This is a genomic window from Providencia sp. Marseille-Q8014 (assembly GCF_965112055.1).
Genome location: NZ_CBCOPT010000001.1, coordinates 584,294 through 598,647 on the forward strand (window position 1 = coordinate 584,294; position 14,354 = coordinate 598,647).

Genomic DNA, 14,354 nt, shown 5'->3' on the forward strand with positions numbered 1-14,354 from the left:
ATTGGCTGAAAATCAATGATAAAGGAAGTTTATTTTAAAAATCATACATCATAATCGTCTCTTTTTTGCTTTTATATGCTTAGGTTTTAATAATAACAGGTTTTTATCTTTTTTATTTTATAATCTATCCGACAAATAAATTACTACTATAATTAATTTGTGTTTTTCATCGGTGTTATATAAATAAATGAGGCTATTATGATTAAGTCTGGGTATATTGATGAAGTTTTAAAAGTTACTGAATCCACTAATTCAAATTCAGATAACTCAAGCGTGATTGTTAAATGTACTTTGGAAGAGAGTGATGAAATTATTGACCTTGTTTTTAGTAATGATGATAAATATATAGCCGAATTGTATGTGTCATTATTAGAATATGTTTCGCCAGATAGTTTCTTTAGCCTATATGTTGAGTTTTTTAGTTCCCCAAATCGGATAGAACAAAACCATCTTGTTAAGGGGTTTAAACTAGAGCTGCCAGCCTTCCTAGAACACATGGCGTTGTCAGACAGTGAGTCTGTTTTAAATAATAATCAGGACTCAGAAGACGATAACATTATGAAAGGCGAGATATATGGAGTAAACGAAATTAGTAAAGAATTAGATTCTGTGTACTATGAAGTGATTACAAGAGTAGAACGAGGAAACTATAAAATCGTATTATACTCTGAAAATATGAAGTCATTTTTCATTAACTATGCTGGGATGATCACTCGATATAATCTCTTACCTAGAAATACGATTAAGTTAGAGTATATCATGTATGTTGAGTTTTATGTTGGGAATAACAACAGCGAACTGCATTATTCGATACCACATGTTATGGAGGTTAATAAAGTCTAAATGAAAAAATAATCGACTAATATAAAAAGGGTGTGTGAATCTAAAATCTCACTGGGTTTTTATTGGTGGGATTTTTTATATTGCATTGTGATAATTTATTTCACTCTGTCTATGGCCTATTAATGAATTAGAATATTAAAAATATGTTTTATCGGGCCTATGGCTGCCATCGATAGAAGAGTATTAAACCGGTTGAATTCAATATGCGCACAGATTTTTAATAGCAAATAGTGTGTTTATACCTCATGGCATATTGAGTATCAATGCATGTAGCAGAGCTACCTTGTGTTTAAATACTTTTGCCGTCTTCTTGATAGCAACCGAACAGCGATATCGCACAGTACCATCTGCTCTCATTCTGAGGTCTATGTTATAATCGCCTATCTTATAGTATTTTCCATGGCAGATTTAGGTGTGGAGTTTCCCAAACAGAGGGCTTCAACGGGTGTTCTGGTAAAGCAAAAACACATTAAATAGGTCACAAAAGACATGGATACAAGACAGATACAACAATGACCGAAAATAAGGTTTTTCAAGGTATGACAGGTTACAAGAACATAAATAGATTTTCCGTTGCGCCGATGTTGGATTGGACTGACCGCCATTGCCGATACTTCCACCGTTTGTTGAGCAAAAATACGTTGCTCTATACTGAAATGGTCACCACAGGCGCTATTATTCACGGTAAAGGTGATTATTTAGCATTTAGTGAAGAAGAGCAACCTGTAGCACTACAGCTCGGCGGCAGTGACCCAGCGGCATTAGCGCAATGTGCAAAGTTAGCACAAGCGCGTGGTTACGATGAAATTAATCTTAATGTCGGTTGTCCATCTGATCGTGTACAGAATGGCCGTTTTGGCGCTTGTTTAATGGCAGATGCTCAGCTTGTGGCTGATTGTGTCAAAGCGATGCAGGACGTGGTGTCGATCCCAGTGACGGTGAAAACGCGGATTGGTATCGATGAGCAGGACAGCTACCAATTTTTGTGTGACTTTATTGAGACCGTTTCAGCCAAAGGCGGCTGTGAAATGTTTATCATCCACGCTCGTAAAGCATGGTTATCTGGCCTTAGTCCAAAAGAAAATCGTGAAATCCCACCCTTGGATTACCCGCGTGTTTATCAGCTAAAACGTGATTTTCCTCAGTTAACGATAGCAATTAATGGTGGAATAAAAACCCTAGAAGAAGCGAAAGAGCATTTACGCCACCTTGATGGTGTGATGGTAGGACGTGAAGCCTATCAAAATCCCGCTATTTTGACTGCGGTAGATAACCAATTATTCGATAGTCAATTGCCGGTGGTGAATGCTGTGGATGCTGTTCAGCAAATGTTTCCTTATATCGAAAAAGAGTTGTCGCGAGGCACTTACTTGGGACATATTACCCGCCATATGCTAGGGATATTCCAAGGTATTCCAGGCGCTCGCCAATGGCGACGTTATTTGAGTGAGAATGCACATAAGAAAGGTGCAGATCTTGCTGTCGTCGAACAAGCCTTGGCATTAGTTACTCGAGATCAATAATTAGCGTTGGGATGGCAACCGCAGTTGGCATCCCAATCAAGCGAATTAAGGGATCAATAGGCTAGAACCTTGCGTTTTTCTCGACTCTAATGTGCGGTGTGCCGTTTGCACATCTTTTAAGGCAAAAATCTGTTGCTCTGGTACATCCACGTTCAGTTTGCCACTCAATATCATATCAAACAGCGCACGGCTGGCTTGATCTAGCTCGGCTCTATTAGTGACGTAGACCCCTAATGATGGGCGAGTGACATACAAACCGCCTTTTTGATTTAATATTCCTAGGTTGACGCCTGTCACTGGGCCAGATGCATTACCAAAACTCACCATTAAACCACGGCGTTTCAGTGAATCGAGTGAGGCAATCCAAGTTGACTGGCCGACAGAGTCATAAACGACATTCACTTTTTCACCGTTGGTGATTTCTTTAACGCGTGCAGCAATATCTTCAGTTTGGTAATTAATCACTTCCCACGCACCAGCTGCTTTGGCGCGTTCTGCTTTTTCCGCACTACCAACCGTACCAATCATTTTGGCACCCAGCGCTTTTGCCCATTGGCAAGCAATGAGTCCAACGCCGCCTGCTGCTGCATGGAATAAAAAGATTTCGTCGCGTTTGATTTGATAAGTTTGGTTCAGTAGGTAATAGACTGTCATACCTTTTAGGCCACATGCCGCGGCTTGATTAAAGGAAATATCATCGGGTAGATGGGCAACAGCCTGTTCTGGTACATTGTGAACTTCACTGTATGCGCCGAGAGGGCCTTGAGCATACATGACTCGGTCACCAGGGCGAAAACCTGTTACTTGGGAACCGGTTTTCACCACAATACCCGCAGCTTCTGTACCCAGGCCTGAGGGTAAATTGGCGACAGGGTATAAACCGCTACGTACATAGGTATCAATATAGTTGATACCTATGGCATGGTTTTCTATCTGAATTTCGTTATCGGCAGGGTCTTTTAGCTCAAAATCGGTATAATTCAGAACTTCGGGGCCACCATTTTGTACAAATTCAATGCGTTTTACCATGATCATCTCCGATAGTAACAGTATTGGACTCGTCGTCTTGCAAGTTATCTGTTGGTTGAGGTGTGTAGCGGACAAATTTTGTTCCTTAATCCCATCGTGAGCTAGTTTCACGGGAATCATTGGATTTGTTGGCTACAAATATTCGAATTATTTAGAAGCTGATTTGTCTACCATATCAATCACTCAATAATAACGCTATGGTTTCGTGGTATGAATTATAGGTTTATCACTCATCGGACAACGATAAAAATTCTGTTCAGGAAGTAAAGAAAGCGCCCTTCAATAACAAGTTTGGCGTATACTAATATGTTAGTAAATAATGGATGTGGATAAGAAAGTATGGCTAAGAAATACCCTTCAGAAAACAAAAACAGTGCGCCGCGCGACCAGCAGATGGAAGGCTTAAAACTTCCACCGCATTCTATCGAAGCGGAGCAATCTGTATTGGGAGGGTTAATGCTAGATAACGAACGTTGGGATACTGTTTCTGAGCGCGTTACCCATGCAGACTTTTATAGTCGTCCACACCGTACTATTTTTGCTCAAATGCAAACCTTGCTAGAACAAGGCAAACCGATTGATCTGATCACGCTATCAGAGTCCCTAGAGCAACAAGGTGAGCTGGATGTTGTTGGAGGATTTGCTTACCTTGCCGAATTGTCAAAAAACACACCAAGTGCGGCGAACATTAATGCTTATGCGGACATTGTTCGTGAACGTGCTGTTGTGCGAGATATGATCTCGGTAGCGAATGAAATCGCCGATGCAGGTTATGACCCACAAGGGCGTAGTAGTGAAGATTTATTGGACTTTGCAGAAACGAAAGTCTTCCAAATTGCTGAATCGCGGGCCAATAAAGATGAAGGCCCAAAGGATATTGAAGCGATTTTAGCGGAAACCATCGAAAAAATTGAAAAACTATATCAGCAGCCGCATGACGGTGTGACTGGGGTGTCAACAGGCTACCAAGATCTCGATAAAAAGACAGCCGGCCTACAGGGCTCCGATTTAATTATCGTCGCCGCCCGTCCATCAATGGGGAAAACGACCTTTGCGATGAACTTGTGTGAAAATGCGGCAATGACGGAAGAAAAACCGGTTTTGATTTTCAGCTTGGAGATGCCCGGCAACCAGATCATGATGCGTATGTTGGCCTCATTATCCCGTGTTGACCAAACGCGTATTCGTACTGGGCAGCTTGATGATGAGGATTGGGCACGAATTTCGAGCACGATGGGGATCTTGTCTGAAAAGCGTAATATGTATATCGATGACTCCTCGGGGTTAACGCCGACAGAGGTTCGCTCACGCGCTCGCCGTATTTATCGTGAACATGGCGGCTTGAGCCTAATCATGATCGACTACCTACAGTTGATGCGAGTTCCTGCGTTATCAGACAACCGAACGTTAGAGATCGCGGAGATCTCGCGTTCACTTAAAGCGTTAGCGAAAGAGCTTAATGTACCCGTTGTGGCGCTTTCACAGCTAAACCGCAGCCTTGAGCAACGTGCAGATAAACGCCCAGTCAACTCCGACTTACGTGAATCAGGCTCTATCGAGCAGGATGCTGACTTGATCATGTTTATTTATCGTGATGAAGTTTATCACGACAACAGCGACTTGAAAGGCGTTGCGGAAATTATTATAGGTAAACAGCGTAATGGGCCAATTGGTACGGTTAGATTGACGTTCAATGGCCAATGGTCTCGCTTCGATAACTATGCGGGGCCGGCTTACGATGATGAATAAACACTCACCCGATTTCGAGTTGTCATTGCGTTGACTCAGTTCACTCGTCTTAGCCGCATACTTTGGTATGCCCCTAAGGCGTTTTTTTGTGTCGTGTTATGACAACTGGAATGATTTCGTGTATTCACTAACGATAGTTTTAGTGATGAGAGCATAAAAATAAAAGAGGAAATAATGAAAGCGGCAACCGCATTAATTAACCGCCGCGCTCTGCGACACAATCTGCAACGCGTCAGAGAATTAGCACCACACAGTCGTCTCATTGCAATTGTTAAAGCAAACGCTTATGGCCATGGATTAACTGAAGTCAGTACCGGTATTGAAGACCTCGTTGATGGGTTTGGGGTTGCCCGTCTTAAGGAAGCTCTGGCATTAAGAGAAAAGGGAATAACAGCTCCCATCGTGTTACTTGAAGGTTTCTTTGAACATTCTGATCTGCCATTGTTAGTCACACACCGTATCGATACGGTTATCCATTGTATTGAACAACTTGAAATGTTGGAAAATGTTCAGTTAGCGATGCCTATCAAAGTTTGGATGAAACTTGATACGGGTATGCATCGCTTAGGTGTACTTCCTCAAGATGCGGAGGCGTTTTATCAGCGTTTACAAGCTTGTAAAAATGTCGAATTGCCTATCAATATTGTTAGCCATTTTTGTCAGGCTGATGAACCTGAATTACCTACAACCGCTAAACAAATCCATTGCTTCAAACAATTTATTGAGAATAAGGTCGGGGAAAAATCGATTGCGGCATCGGCAGGCATTCTATTATGGCCAGAAGCTCACTATGATTGGGTAAGACCGGGCATTATAATGTATGGCGCGTCTCCGCAAGAAGGAGTCCCCGCTAAATCCTTTGGTTTAGAAAGTGTGATGACACTTAAATCAACATTAATTGCCGTCAGAGAGCATGCTGCTGGGCAATGTGTCGGATATGGTGCAACATGGTGTAGTGACCGTGATACTCGACTTGGCGTCGTGGCAATTGGTTATGGTGACGGCTATCCTCGAAGTGCGCCATCGGGCACACCCGTTTTGGTTAATGGGCGAAAAGTGCCAATTGTAGGGCGCGTTTCTATGGATATGATCACCGTCGATTTAGGCCCAAATGCCAATGATAAAGTAGGTGATGAGGTGGTTTTATGGGGGAAAGCTCTGCCTGTTGAGGAAATTGCCAAACAAACAGGAATTATCAACTATGAACTACTGACAAAATTAACCTCAAGAGTTGTCATGGAATATGTAGACGAATAACTGACAAAGGGTTATTTTCAAAAGACGAGACGAAAAATAGAATATTATCTGATTATGGAGATGTCCTGTGTACCAACACGTTGATTCCTATCCTGGCGATCCCATCCTTTCGTTAATGGATGAATTTAATAAAGATACTCGTGAAAACAAAATCAATTTGAGTATTGGCCTGTATTATGACGGTGAAGGCAAAACACCAGAGCTAAAAACAGTGGGCCATGCAAAAGCGGCTTTAAATAAGCTGCCACCAAGTGCATCACTGTATTTGCCGATGGAAGGTTTAAAAGATTATCGATTGGAGATCCAACACCTGCTATTTGGTGCTGATTGCCCACTGATCGCTCAAGAGCGTATTGCAACAGTACAAACGATAGGGGGGTCTGGTGCGCTAAAACTGGGGGCTGATTTCCTTCACCATTATTTCCCTCAATCTGAGGTTTGGTGTAGTGATCCAACATGGGAAAACCATGCCTCTATTTTTTCTGGTGCCGGTACCAAAGTTCACTACTACCCTTATTTTGATGAAAAAACTAAAGGGGTTAAATTTGCTGAAATGCTCGCAACATTTAAGACGTTGCCAGCAAATAGCATCATTTTAATGCATCCGTGTTGCCATAATCCAACGGGGTCTGATTTGACACCTGAGCAGTGGGATGAAGTGACTAAAGTCGCAAAAGCACAAAAACTGATCCCATTCTTAGATATTGCTTACCAAGGTTTCGCTGAAGGTATTGATGAAGATGCTTATGCTATCAGAGCGATGGTCAAAGCAGGTTTACCGGTATTCGTCAGTAATTCATTCTCCAAAATCTTTGGTATCTATGGTGAACGTGCTGGTGGCCTATCTGTTATTTGTGAAAACCAAGAAGAACGCGACCGTGTTCTTGGTCAGCTAAAAGCAGGGGTTCGTCGCCTTTATTCTAGCCCTCCATCAAACGGAGCTAAGATTGTGGCGCAAGTGCTGACTGATAGCGAACAAAAAGCACAATGGTTGAAAGAAGTTGAAGAGATGCGAGTGCGTATTGTCGAAATGCGTACAGTCCTCGTGGACGAACTGAAAAAAGCTTTACCTGAAAAGAACTTTGACCATCTGTTAAAACAACGCGGTATGTTCAGCTATACCGGATTTACAAAAGAACAGGTTGCTCGTTTGAAAGATGAGTTTGCGGTCTATTTAGTCGGAACTGGGCGAGTTTGTATGGCTGGAGTTAACCGCCATAACGTGCATCGTATCGTTGAAGCTTTTGCTGCGGTTAGTCAGTAACCGTCGAGTGATATCGTAAAAAAAACGCAGGTAAATCCTGCGTTTTTTATTACAGAGGCAGTGACACAACGCGGCGATCAAAAACCGCCATTGTTTGGGTCACCGTGATATTTAGTAGCCACGAGCCAAGATTGGTTTTAAGAAACGAGCAGTATGCGATTTTTCACATTCCGCCACCTCTTCTGGGGTACCTGAAATTAATATTTCACCACCACCGCTGCCCCCTTCAGGGCCTAAATCGACAATCCAGTCAGCCGTTTTGATAACATCTAAGTTATGCTCAATGACCACAATGGTGTTACCTTGATCGCGTAATTGATGCAATACCGTCAGCAGCTGTTGGATATCTGCAAAATGTAAGCCAGTCGTTGGTTCATCAAGGATATAAATGGTTTGCCCAGTACCACGTTTCGATAATTCACGTGCAAGTTTCACGCGTTGCGCTTCACCACCAGACAAAGTGGTGGCTGACTGGCCTAAACGAATGTAGGAAAGACCAACATCCATCAATGTTTGCAGTTTACGCGCAAGAGCAGGGACGGCATCAAAGAAATCACGAGCCTCCTCAATAGTCATATCAAGTACTTCGTGAATGCTTTTTCCTTTGTATTTAATCTCTAATGTCTCACGGTTATAACGCTTACCTTTACACTGGTCACAGGGTACATAAACATCAGGTAAGAAGTGCATCTCAACCTTGATCACACCGTCGCCTTGGCAGGCCTCGCAGCGACCACCTTTGACGTTGAAACTAAAGCGACCTGGATTATAGCCACGAGTTCGTGATTCAGGTACACCTGCAAATAGTTCACGAATAGGTGTAAAGACCCCCGTATAGGTGGCTGGGTTTGAACGAGGTGTACGGCCGATAGGGCTCTGGTCGATATCAATGACTTTATCGAAATGCTCAAGACCCTCAACATCTAAATAAGGGGCAGGTGTGATGGTCGTTGCACCATTTAATTGACGCTGTGCGATAGGGAATAAAGTATCGTTGATCAGCGTGGACTTCCCTGAACCAGAAACGCCTGTAATACAAGTAAATAAGCCAACAGGGAGTCTAAGGGTGACATTTTTTAGGTTGTTCCCTTTAGCACCATGTAATTGGAGCATCTTGTCTTTATTCACGGGAACTCGTTTCTCGGGAATTTCGATTCGTCGTTCACCGCTTAAGAACTTACCCGTTAATGACTCTGGGTTGGCAATGATATCTTCTAATGTGCCTTGGGCAACAATTTGGCCGCCGTGCACACCGGCTCCAGGGCCAATATCAATAACGTGGTCTGCCGCACGGATTGCATCTTCATCGTGCTCAACCACAATCACGGTGTTACCTAAGTTACGTAGATGGATTAGCGTTTCTAACAGGCGGTCATTATCGCGTTGATGGAGTCCGATTGAAGGCTCATCAAGGACATACATAACTCCAACAAGCCCTGCACCGATTTGGCTGGCAAGACGAATACGCTGTGCCTCACCGCCGGATAAGGTATCCGCGGAGCGAGAAAGGGTTAGGTAATTAAGGCCTACGTTAACTAAGAATTTTAATCGATCACTGATTTCTTTTAGGACTTTTTCGGCAATTTTCGCCCTTTGTCCGTTGAGTTTTAGATTTTGGAAAAATGCCATAGCATGGCCAATGCTGTAATCGGCAATTTCAGGTAACGTGGTGTTTTCGACGAAAACAAAGCGTGCTTCTTTACGCAAGCGAGTTCCGTGACATGTCACACAAGGCCGGTTGCTGATATATTTCGCCAGTTCTTCACGTACCGCAGTAGATTCCGTTTCTTTATAGCGGCGCTCCATATTATTGAGCACCCCTTCGAATGGATGGCGGCGAACAGTGATATCACCTCGATCATTACGGTATTTGAACTCAATGGTCTCTTTCCCTGAGCCATATAAAATAATTTTTTGAATCGATGGGCTTAGGGATTCATAAGGAGCTTCAACATCAAATTTATAATGTTCCGCTAGGGATTGTAGCATTTGAAAATAGTAGAAGTTACGGCGATCCCAACCGCGGATAGCTCCTCCGGCTAAGGAAATCTCCGTACTTTGAATGACTCTTTCCGGATCAAAGAATTGTTGAACGCCAAGGCCATCACAACTTGGGCAAGCACCAGCCGGATTGTTAAAGGAAAAGAGACGTGGCTCTAATTCCATCATGCTGTAACCGCATACCGAGCAGGCAAAATTAGCGGAGAAAACGAGCTCTTCAGCTTGCGGGTCATCCATGTCGGCCACAATGGCTGTGCCACCCGACAATTCCAGTGCAGTTTCAAATGATTCAGCTAAACGTTGTGCAATATCATCACGGATCTTAAAACGATCAACGACCACCTCGATGGTGTGTTTCTTTTGTAATTCAAGGGGCGGTGGATCGGAGAGATCACAAACCTCACCATCAATACGCGCGCGGATGTAACCTTGAGAGGCTAAATTATCTAATAATTTGACATGCTCACCTTTACGATCTTTCACGACGGGGGCTAACAACATCATGCGGCGTTCAGAGGGCTGAGCCAAAACATTATCAACCATTTGGCTTACTGTTTGCGCTGCGAGTGGAATGTTATGGTCAGGGCAACGAGGTTCCCCAACACGAGCAAACAGCAAACGCAAGTAATCATGGATCTCAGTGATGGTACCGACTGTAGACCTCGGGTTATGAGAGGTGGATTTCTGTTCAATCGAAATAGCGGGTGATAGCCCTTCGATGTGGTCAACATCAGGTTTTTCCATCAGCGAGAGAAATTGCCTTGCATAAGCTGATAATGATTCAACATAGCGTCTTTGACCTTCCGCATAGAGCGTATCAAAGGCTAATGATGATTTCCCTGAACCGGACAACCCTGTAATAACTATCAGTTTGTCTCGGGGGATGATGAGATTGATGTTCTTAAGATTATGAGTGCGGGCACCGCGTACTTCGATATTATCCATTTACCACTTCCCGGATGATTTGATAGTGAACAATCATAAGTGGATCATTATCGCACAATTTAGACTGAATGAATATACAGTATTCTATTAAAAAAAAGATTATACATGTTATACTTCAGGCTCTCGCATTGCTGACGATACTGATTCGAACACATCATTATACCGATAATGATGCGGCTGACTGGTCGTCGGTTTGTTTATCAGTTGAATTCATTGAAGCCTATATTTTTTGTCTATCAACACTGATAATAATGATAGGGCTTAAATTTTCAAAGCGGTTCGCATTTTGATTGAACAGCGGGGATTTTCATCGGGAATGCGTATGCAATACTTGATTGGTCGTGTTAAACTTCATGACCAATACAGAGATTAAATCTAATGCATCAGGAGTGTTTAAATGGCCAGCAGAGGCGTAAATAAAGTAATTCTTATCGGTAACTTAGGGCAAGATCCTGAAATCCGTTACATGCCTAATGGCGGTGCCGTGGCAAACCTGACTCTGGCAACTTCTGAAAGCTGGCGTGATAAGCAAACCGGCGAAATGCGTGAGAAAACAGAATGGCACCGCGTGGTTATTTTCGGCAAATTAGCTGAAGTTGCGGGTGAATATCTGAAAAAAGGTTCTCAGGTATACATCGAAGGTTCTTTGCAAACGCGTAAATGGCAAGACCAAAGTGGTCAAGATCGTTATACCACAGAAGTCGTGGTTAACATTGGCGGGTCAATGCAAATGCTAGGCGGACGCGGCGGTGAATCTTCAGGCCAAAGCCAAGGTGGCCAAGGTGGTTGGGGGCAACCACAGCAACCAGCAGCGCAACAATTTAGTGGTGGTGGCGCACCAGCGCGTGCACCGTCATCGCCAGCTCCACAAAGCAGTGAGCCACCAATTGATTTTGATGACGATATTCCGTTCTAAGGCTCGCCTAAAAATAGAATGTTGAAGAATGATAAAATACCCTTATTTTAAGGGTATTTTTATTTGTTCAGGAGAGTCTTTGATACAATACTTATTATTCATATAGTTAACTAGGATGGCTAACTTTCTGTTAGCTTGATAAGCCTATTGTTTTATCGTTATGAGTATAAAAATTAATATCAAATCGTTCTTTAAAAAGAAAAACGATGATAGAAAAGAAGTGAATCACCCCCTGTTACTTATTTTATTATTTAAATTGAGTTATTGAACATTGATTTTAATGATGTGAATGAAATGGTGAGTTTGATTGAGCATCATTTTTAAACATAACAGAAAGGTATCGATAGATATTCCACGAAGGCGGCTTTTGTTTATTATTGATGTGTGTTTTGGGGATGCAATAACCTTATTATCATTCAATTATAGTTTTTTTATAAAGTTAAACCTTAAGGGTTGATTAAAATTTTATTAAGGTTTCTTTAAGTATTGTTTTAATGAGTTATTAATGACTTCATTGATAAAAAAGCCCCTGAGAGTGATTACAAGGGGCTTTTTAGATAGTGATATCAGAAAGTTTTAAATATTGATGTTTTTTCATATGAAATAATTAAGCTACCTTTGGTTCCAGTAGTAGCGGATCATTATCATAATTATTTGCAAGTCGATATAAAGAAGGTGATGTACCTAAATACGCTTTAAATCTTTTTGCGAATGATTGTTGCGAGTCAAATTGATATTTAAGCGCAATATCAATAACTTGAAGTTTTGTTGTTTGTAAGTCTTTTGCTGCTTCACTGATCCTTCTGCGGCGGATATATTCACCAAGAGGCATACCGACTATTTTACGAAATACTCGCTGTAAGTGCCATTTGGTATATCCAGAACGTTGAGCAATATCATCGAGTAATAATCTTCTGGTTAGGTTTTCTTCTATCCAAACAAGAATTTCATTGACGACAGCAGATTGGAATTCAGTATATTTTTTACTGTATGAAATAGTTAATTTATTGTACATAATACACTTCCTAGTTATTAGGTATTAAGCATAGTATTCATCTTATGAATTTAAAATAAATAAAGCCTAAACAAACTAATAAGACAGAGAGTTTCATAATGATTAATAGTCATTGGGTTACTAAAGGTAAAATTAAATACTGTTGTTATGGTTTAGTTCATTGTGGAATATGTTTTTTTAATACGACATAGCTGCTCAAAATGAAAAGTGCAAAAATTATTGAGACTGTATTCATTAACTGCCAGCCTAATGAAAAGAACAGCACGCCTGCGCCAAGGCTACCTAATGCACCAAAGGAATAAATCAGGAAATCAGTCATACCTTGTACTTTCGCTCTCTCATGAGATTGATAACCGTACGGTAATAATTGGGTTGTACTGATTAAAAGTAAATTCCATGCCACTCCAACGGAAATCCCAGATAATAAGTAGTGGTAAAACTCAGTACCTAAAAGGTTAATAGTTGCAGAGAGTATGAGTAATAGAATACCGACAAAAATAATTTTTTTAGCTCCTAAGCGCTGAATCAAATGCCCAGTGAAAAATGAAGGGGCAAACATGCCAAGTACATGACATTGAAAGACGATAGCGATCAAAGGAAACGGGAAATGATTTTGTTTCATAGAGAGTGGAATAGACGCAAAAGTAAAAACAACCAATGCATAGCCAACGGCGCTCACTATCGCAATTAATTTTAATATGGGTTGTGAATATAACTGCTTGTAACTACGCTTCACCTCCATATGATTTTGTTTTTCTGGGGGAATTTTCTTTAATGGGATGTTTAATAGTAAGATAAAGGCGAGCATATAAATGCCCACTAAGGTACTAAAAGGGCCTGCAAATGGGTATTCAGTAAAAAATCGTTGTGTGACTACCGCGAGTGTAGGGCCGATTAAGGCGGCAGCGATTCCTCCACTCATGACTAATCCAATCGCTTTAGCATGCAAGAACTTAGGTGCCTCTTCTAATGCAGCGAAACGAAATTGTTTAGCCGTACCAATTGCAATGCCTGTAAAAAATAAGCCAAGCGAAAAGTAGGCTAAGTGATGATAAATAATGCCAATAATAGACAAGGTTGCGCCGATGATGCCCGCGATATTGCCCAAGATAAAACCTAATTTTCTGGAGTGTTTCTGCATTAAATATGCAATGGGAATGGTTGCGATAATCAGACCAATATATTGACTGAGTAATGGCAATGTGGAATAGGTGGGATCTTGGGAAAGACTTTCACCAATCACTACCGCGACCGACAGAACAATAGCATTACCTGTCGTAAACAATGCTAACGCAATAGTTAGCCACCAGACATTTTTTGGCATAATTCCCCCTCGATGCCGAAAGTTATAAACCTCAATAAAAATAAAGAGATATATTTAATTTTTATGGTTATTGCTATCTTGTAAGGAGGGGATTTTACGACTTAAAGTCAACTTTAAGTCAAGAGAAAATTGATAAGAAAATGAGACTTTTTTTCAATCTGTCTAGCTAGTGATAATGACTTTATTATCCTATTTTACTAGATAATTATCCTGTTGCTGTGTGTTGTGATATTGATCTCATTTTAAGTTTGCTGTGAATAAAAATCGAAAAAATGATTGTTATTATGAACAATATGTGTTTTCTTAAATGCACTTACACAAAATAATGATTAATAATCTAACCAATTAAAATCGACAGACAGGATTAACCCGTGAACATGACTCTTCATCATTCAAACCTACTACTTACCGCGCCATCAGCCGCGGTGGTCGTGCGTGTGGTGGTGGTCGTGGGCTTAGCGCCGTAACGGGTACAAATCAACGCAGAT

11 protein-coding genes are annotated in these 14,354 nt (G+C 41.5%); 7 read left to right on the forward strand and 4 right to left on the reverse strand.

Annotated elements, in window-relative coordinates; genetic code table 11:
• The first annotated feature begins 198 nt into the window (after window positions 1–198).
• Entirely contained in the window at window positions 199–843 is a 645-nt protein-coding gene (locus ACWPW6_RS02495) for a hypothetical protein (protein WP_249999784.1), read from the forward strand.
• Between the two features lie 512 nt (window positions 844–1,355).
• Complete coding sequence (gene dusA, locus ACWPW6_RS02500; RefSeq protein ID WP_249999786.1) at window positions 1,356–2,366, forward strand: tRNA dihydrouridine(20/20a) synthase DusA; 1,011 nt, start codon at window positions 1,356–1,358, stop codon at window positions 2,364–2,366.
• A 45-nt stretch (window positions 2,367–2,411) separates the two neighbouring features.
• Here dusA and ACWPW6_RS02505 read toward each other — a convergent pair whose 3' ends face one another.
• On the reverse strand, window positions 2,412–3,395 hold the full coding sequence (locus ACWPW6_RS02505) for an NADPH:quinone reductase (RefSeq protein ID WP_163860628.1): 984 nt from the start codon (window positions 3,393–3,395) through the stop codon (window positions 2,412–2,414).
• A gap of 339 nt (window positions 3,396–3,734) precedes the next feature.
• Between ACWPW6_RS02505 and dnaB the strand changes: the two genes are divergently transcribed.
• The 3 genes from dnaB (at window position 3,735) to ACWPW6_RS02520 (ending at window position 7,665) form a co-directional block, all read left to right on the forward strand.
• Window positions 3,735–5,144 carry a replicative DNA helicase gene (gene dnaB, locus ACWPW6_RS02510; protein WP_154623822.1) on the forward strand — a complete coding sequence of 470 codons (1,410 nt, stop codon included), beginning with the start codon at window positions 3,735–3,737 and terminating at the stop codon, window positions 5,142–5,144.
• Window positions 5,145–5,318: 174 nt separating this feature from the next.
• Complete coding sequence (alr, locus tag ACWPW6_RS02515; RefSeq protein ID WP_154623821.1) at window positions 5,319–6,401, forward strand: alanine racemase; 1,083 nt, start codon at window positions 5,319–5,321, stop codon at window positions 6,399–6,401.
• A 67-nt stretch (window positions 6,402–6,468) separates the two neighbouring features.
• Complete coding sequence (locus ACWPW6_RS02520; RefSeq protein WP_196714001.1) at window positions 6,469–7,665, forward strand: amino acid aminotransferase; 1,197 nt, start codon at window positions 6,469–6,471, stop codon at window positions 7,663–7,665.
• Window positions 7,666–7,776: 111 nt separating this feature from the next.
• On the opposite strand, the gene uvrA is transcribed toward ACWPW6_RS02520, so the two are convergent.
• On the reverse strand, window positions 7,777–10,611 hold the full coding sequence (uvrA, locus tag ACWPW6_RS02525) for an excinuclease ABC subunit UvrA (protein WP_249999788.1): 2,835 nt from the start codon (window positions 10,609–10,611) through the stop codon (window positions 7,777–7,779).
• Window positions 10,612–11,008: 397 nt separating this feature from the next.
• On the opposite strand from uvrA, the gene ACWPW6_RS02530 reads away from it, so the two are divergent.
• On the forward strand, window positions 11,009–11,527 hold the full coding sequence (locus ACWPW6_RS02530) for a single-stranded DNA-binding protein (protein ID WP_154623819.1): 519 nt from the start codon (window positions 11,009–11,011) through the stop codon (window positions 11,525–11,527).
• A gap of 607 nt (window positions 11,528–12,134) precedes the next feature.
• Here ACWPW6_RS02530 and aarP read toward each other — a convergent pair.
• Entirely contained in the window at window positions 12,135–12,542 is a 408-nt protein-coding gene (aarP, locus tag ACWPW6_RS02535; protein WP_154623204.1) for an HTH-type transcriptional activator AarP, read from the reverse strand.
• A gap of 157 nt (window positions 12,543–12,699) precedes the next feature.
• Window positions 12,700–13,866, reverse strand: coding sequence for an MFS transporter (locus tag ACWPW6_RS02540; protein ID WP_257759932.1), 1,167 nt, complete (start codon window positions 13,864–13,866; stop codon window positions 12,700–12,702).
• Window positions 13,867–14,243: 377 nt separating this feature from the next.
• Here ACWPW6_RS02540 and ivbL point away from each other — a divergent pair, with 377 nt between their 5' ends.
• The gene (gene ivbL / locus ACWPW6_RS02545) at window positions 14,244–14,333 is read left to right on the forward strand and encodes an ilvB operon leader peptide IvbL (RefSeq protein ID WP_154621822.1); all 90 of its coding nucleotides are present in this window, start codon (window positions 14,244–14,246) and stop codon (window positions 14,331–14,333) included.
• Window positions 14,334–14,354: the final 21 nt, after the last annotated feature.

Bases quoted from the DNA above. Each gene is read 5' to 3' on its own strand.
- ACWPW6_RS02495 (WP_249999784.1), top strand. From the start codon at position 199: ATGATTAAGTCTGGGTATATTGATGAAGTTTTAAAAGTTACTGAATCC.
- dusA (WP_249999786.1), top strand. From the start codon at position 1,356: ATGACCGAAAATAAGGTTTTTCAAGGTATGACAGGTTACAAGAACATA.
- ACWPW6_RS02505 (WP_163860628.1), bottom strand. From the start codon at position 3,395: ATGGTAAAACGCATTGAATTTGTACAAAATGGTGGCCCCGAAGTTCTG.
- dnaB (WP_154623822.1), top strand. From the start codon at position 3,735: ATGGCTAAGAAATACCCTTCAGAAAACAAAAACAGTGCGCCGCGCGAC.
- alr (WP_154623821.1), top strand. From the start codon at position 5,319: ATGAAAGCGGCAACCGCATTAATTAACCGCCGCGCTCTGCGACACAAT.
- uvrA (WP_249999788.1), bottom strand. From the start codon at position 10,611: ATGGATAATATCGAAGTACGCGGTGCCCGCACTCATAATCTTAAGAAC.
- ACWPW6_RS02530 (WP_154623819.1), top strand. From the start codon at position 11,009: ATGGCCAGCAGAGGCGTAAATAAAGTAATTCTTATCGGTAACTTAGGG.
- aarP (WP_154623204.1), bottom strand. From the start codon at position 12,542: ATGTACAATAAATTAACTATTTCATACAGTAAAAAATATACTGAATTC.
- ACWPW6_RS02540 (WP_257759932.1), bottom strand. From the start codon at position 13,866: ATGCCAAAAAATGTCTGGTGGCTAACTATTGCGTTAGCATTGTTTACG.
- ivbL (WP_154621822.1), top strand. From the start codon at position 14,244: ATGACTCTTCATCATTCAAACCTACTACTTACCGCGCCATCAGCCGCG.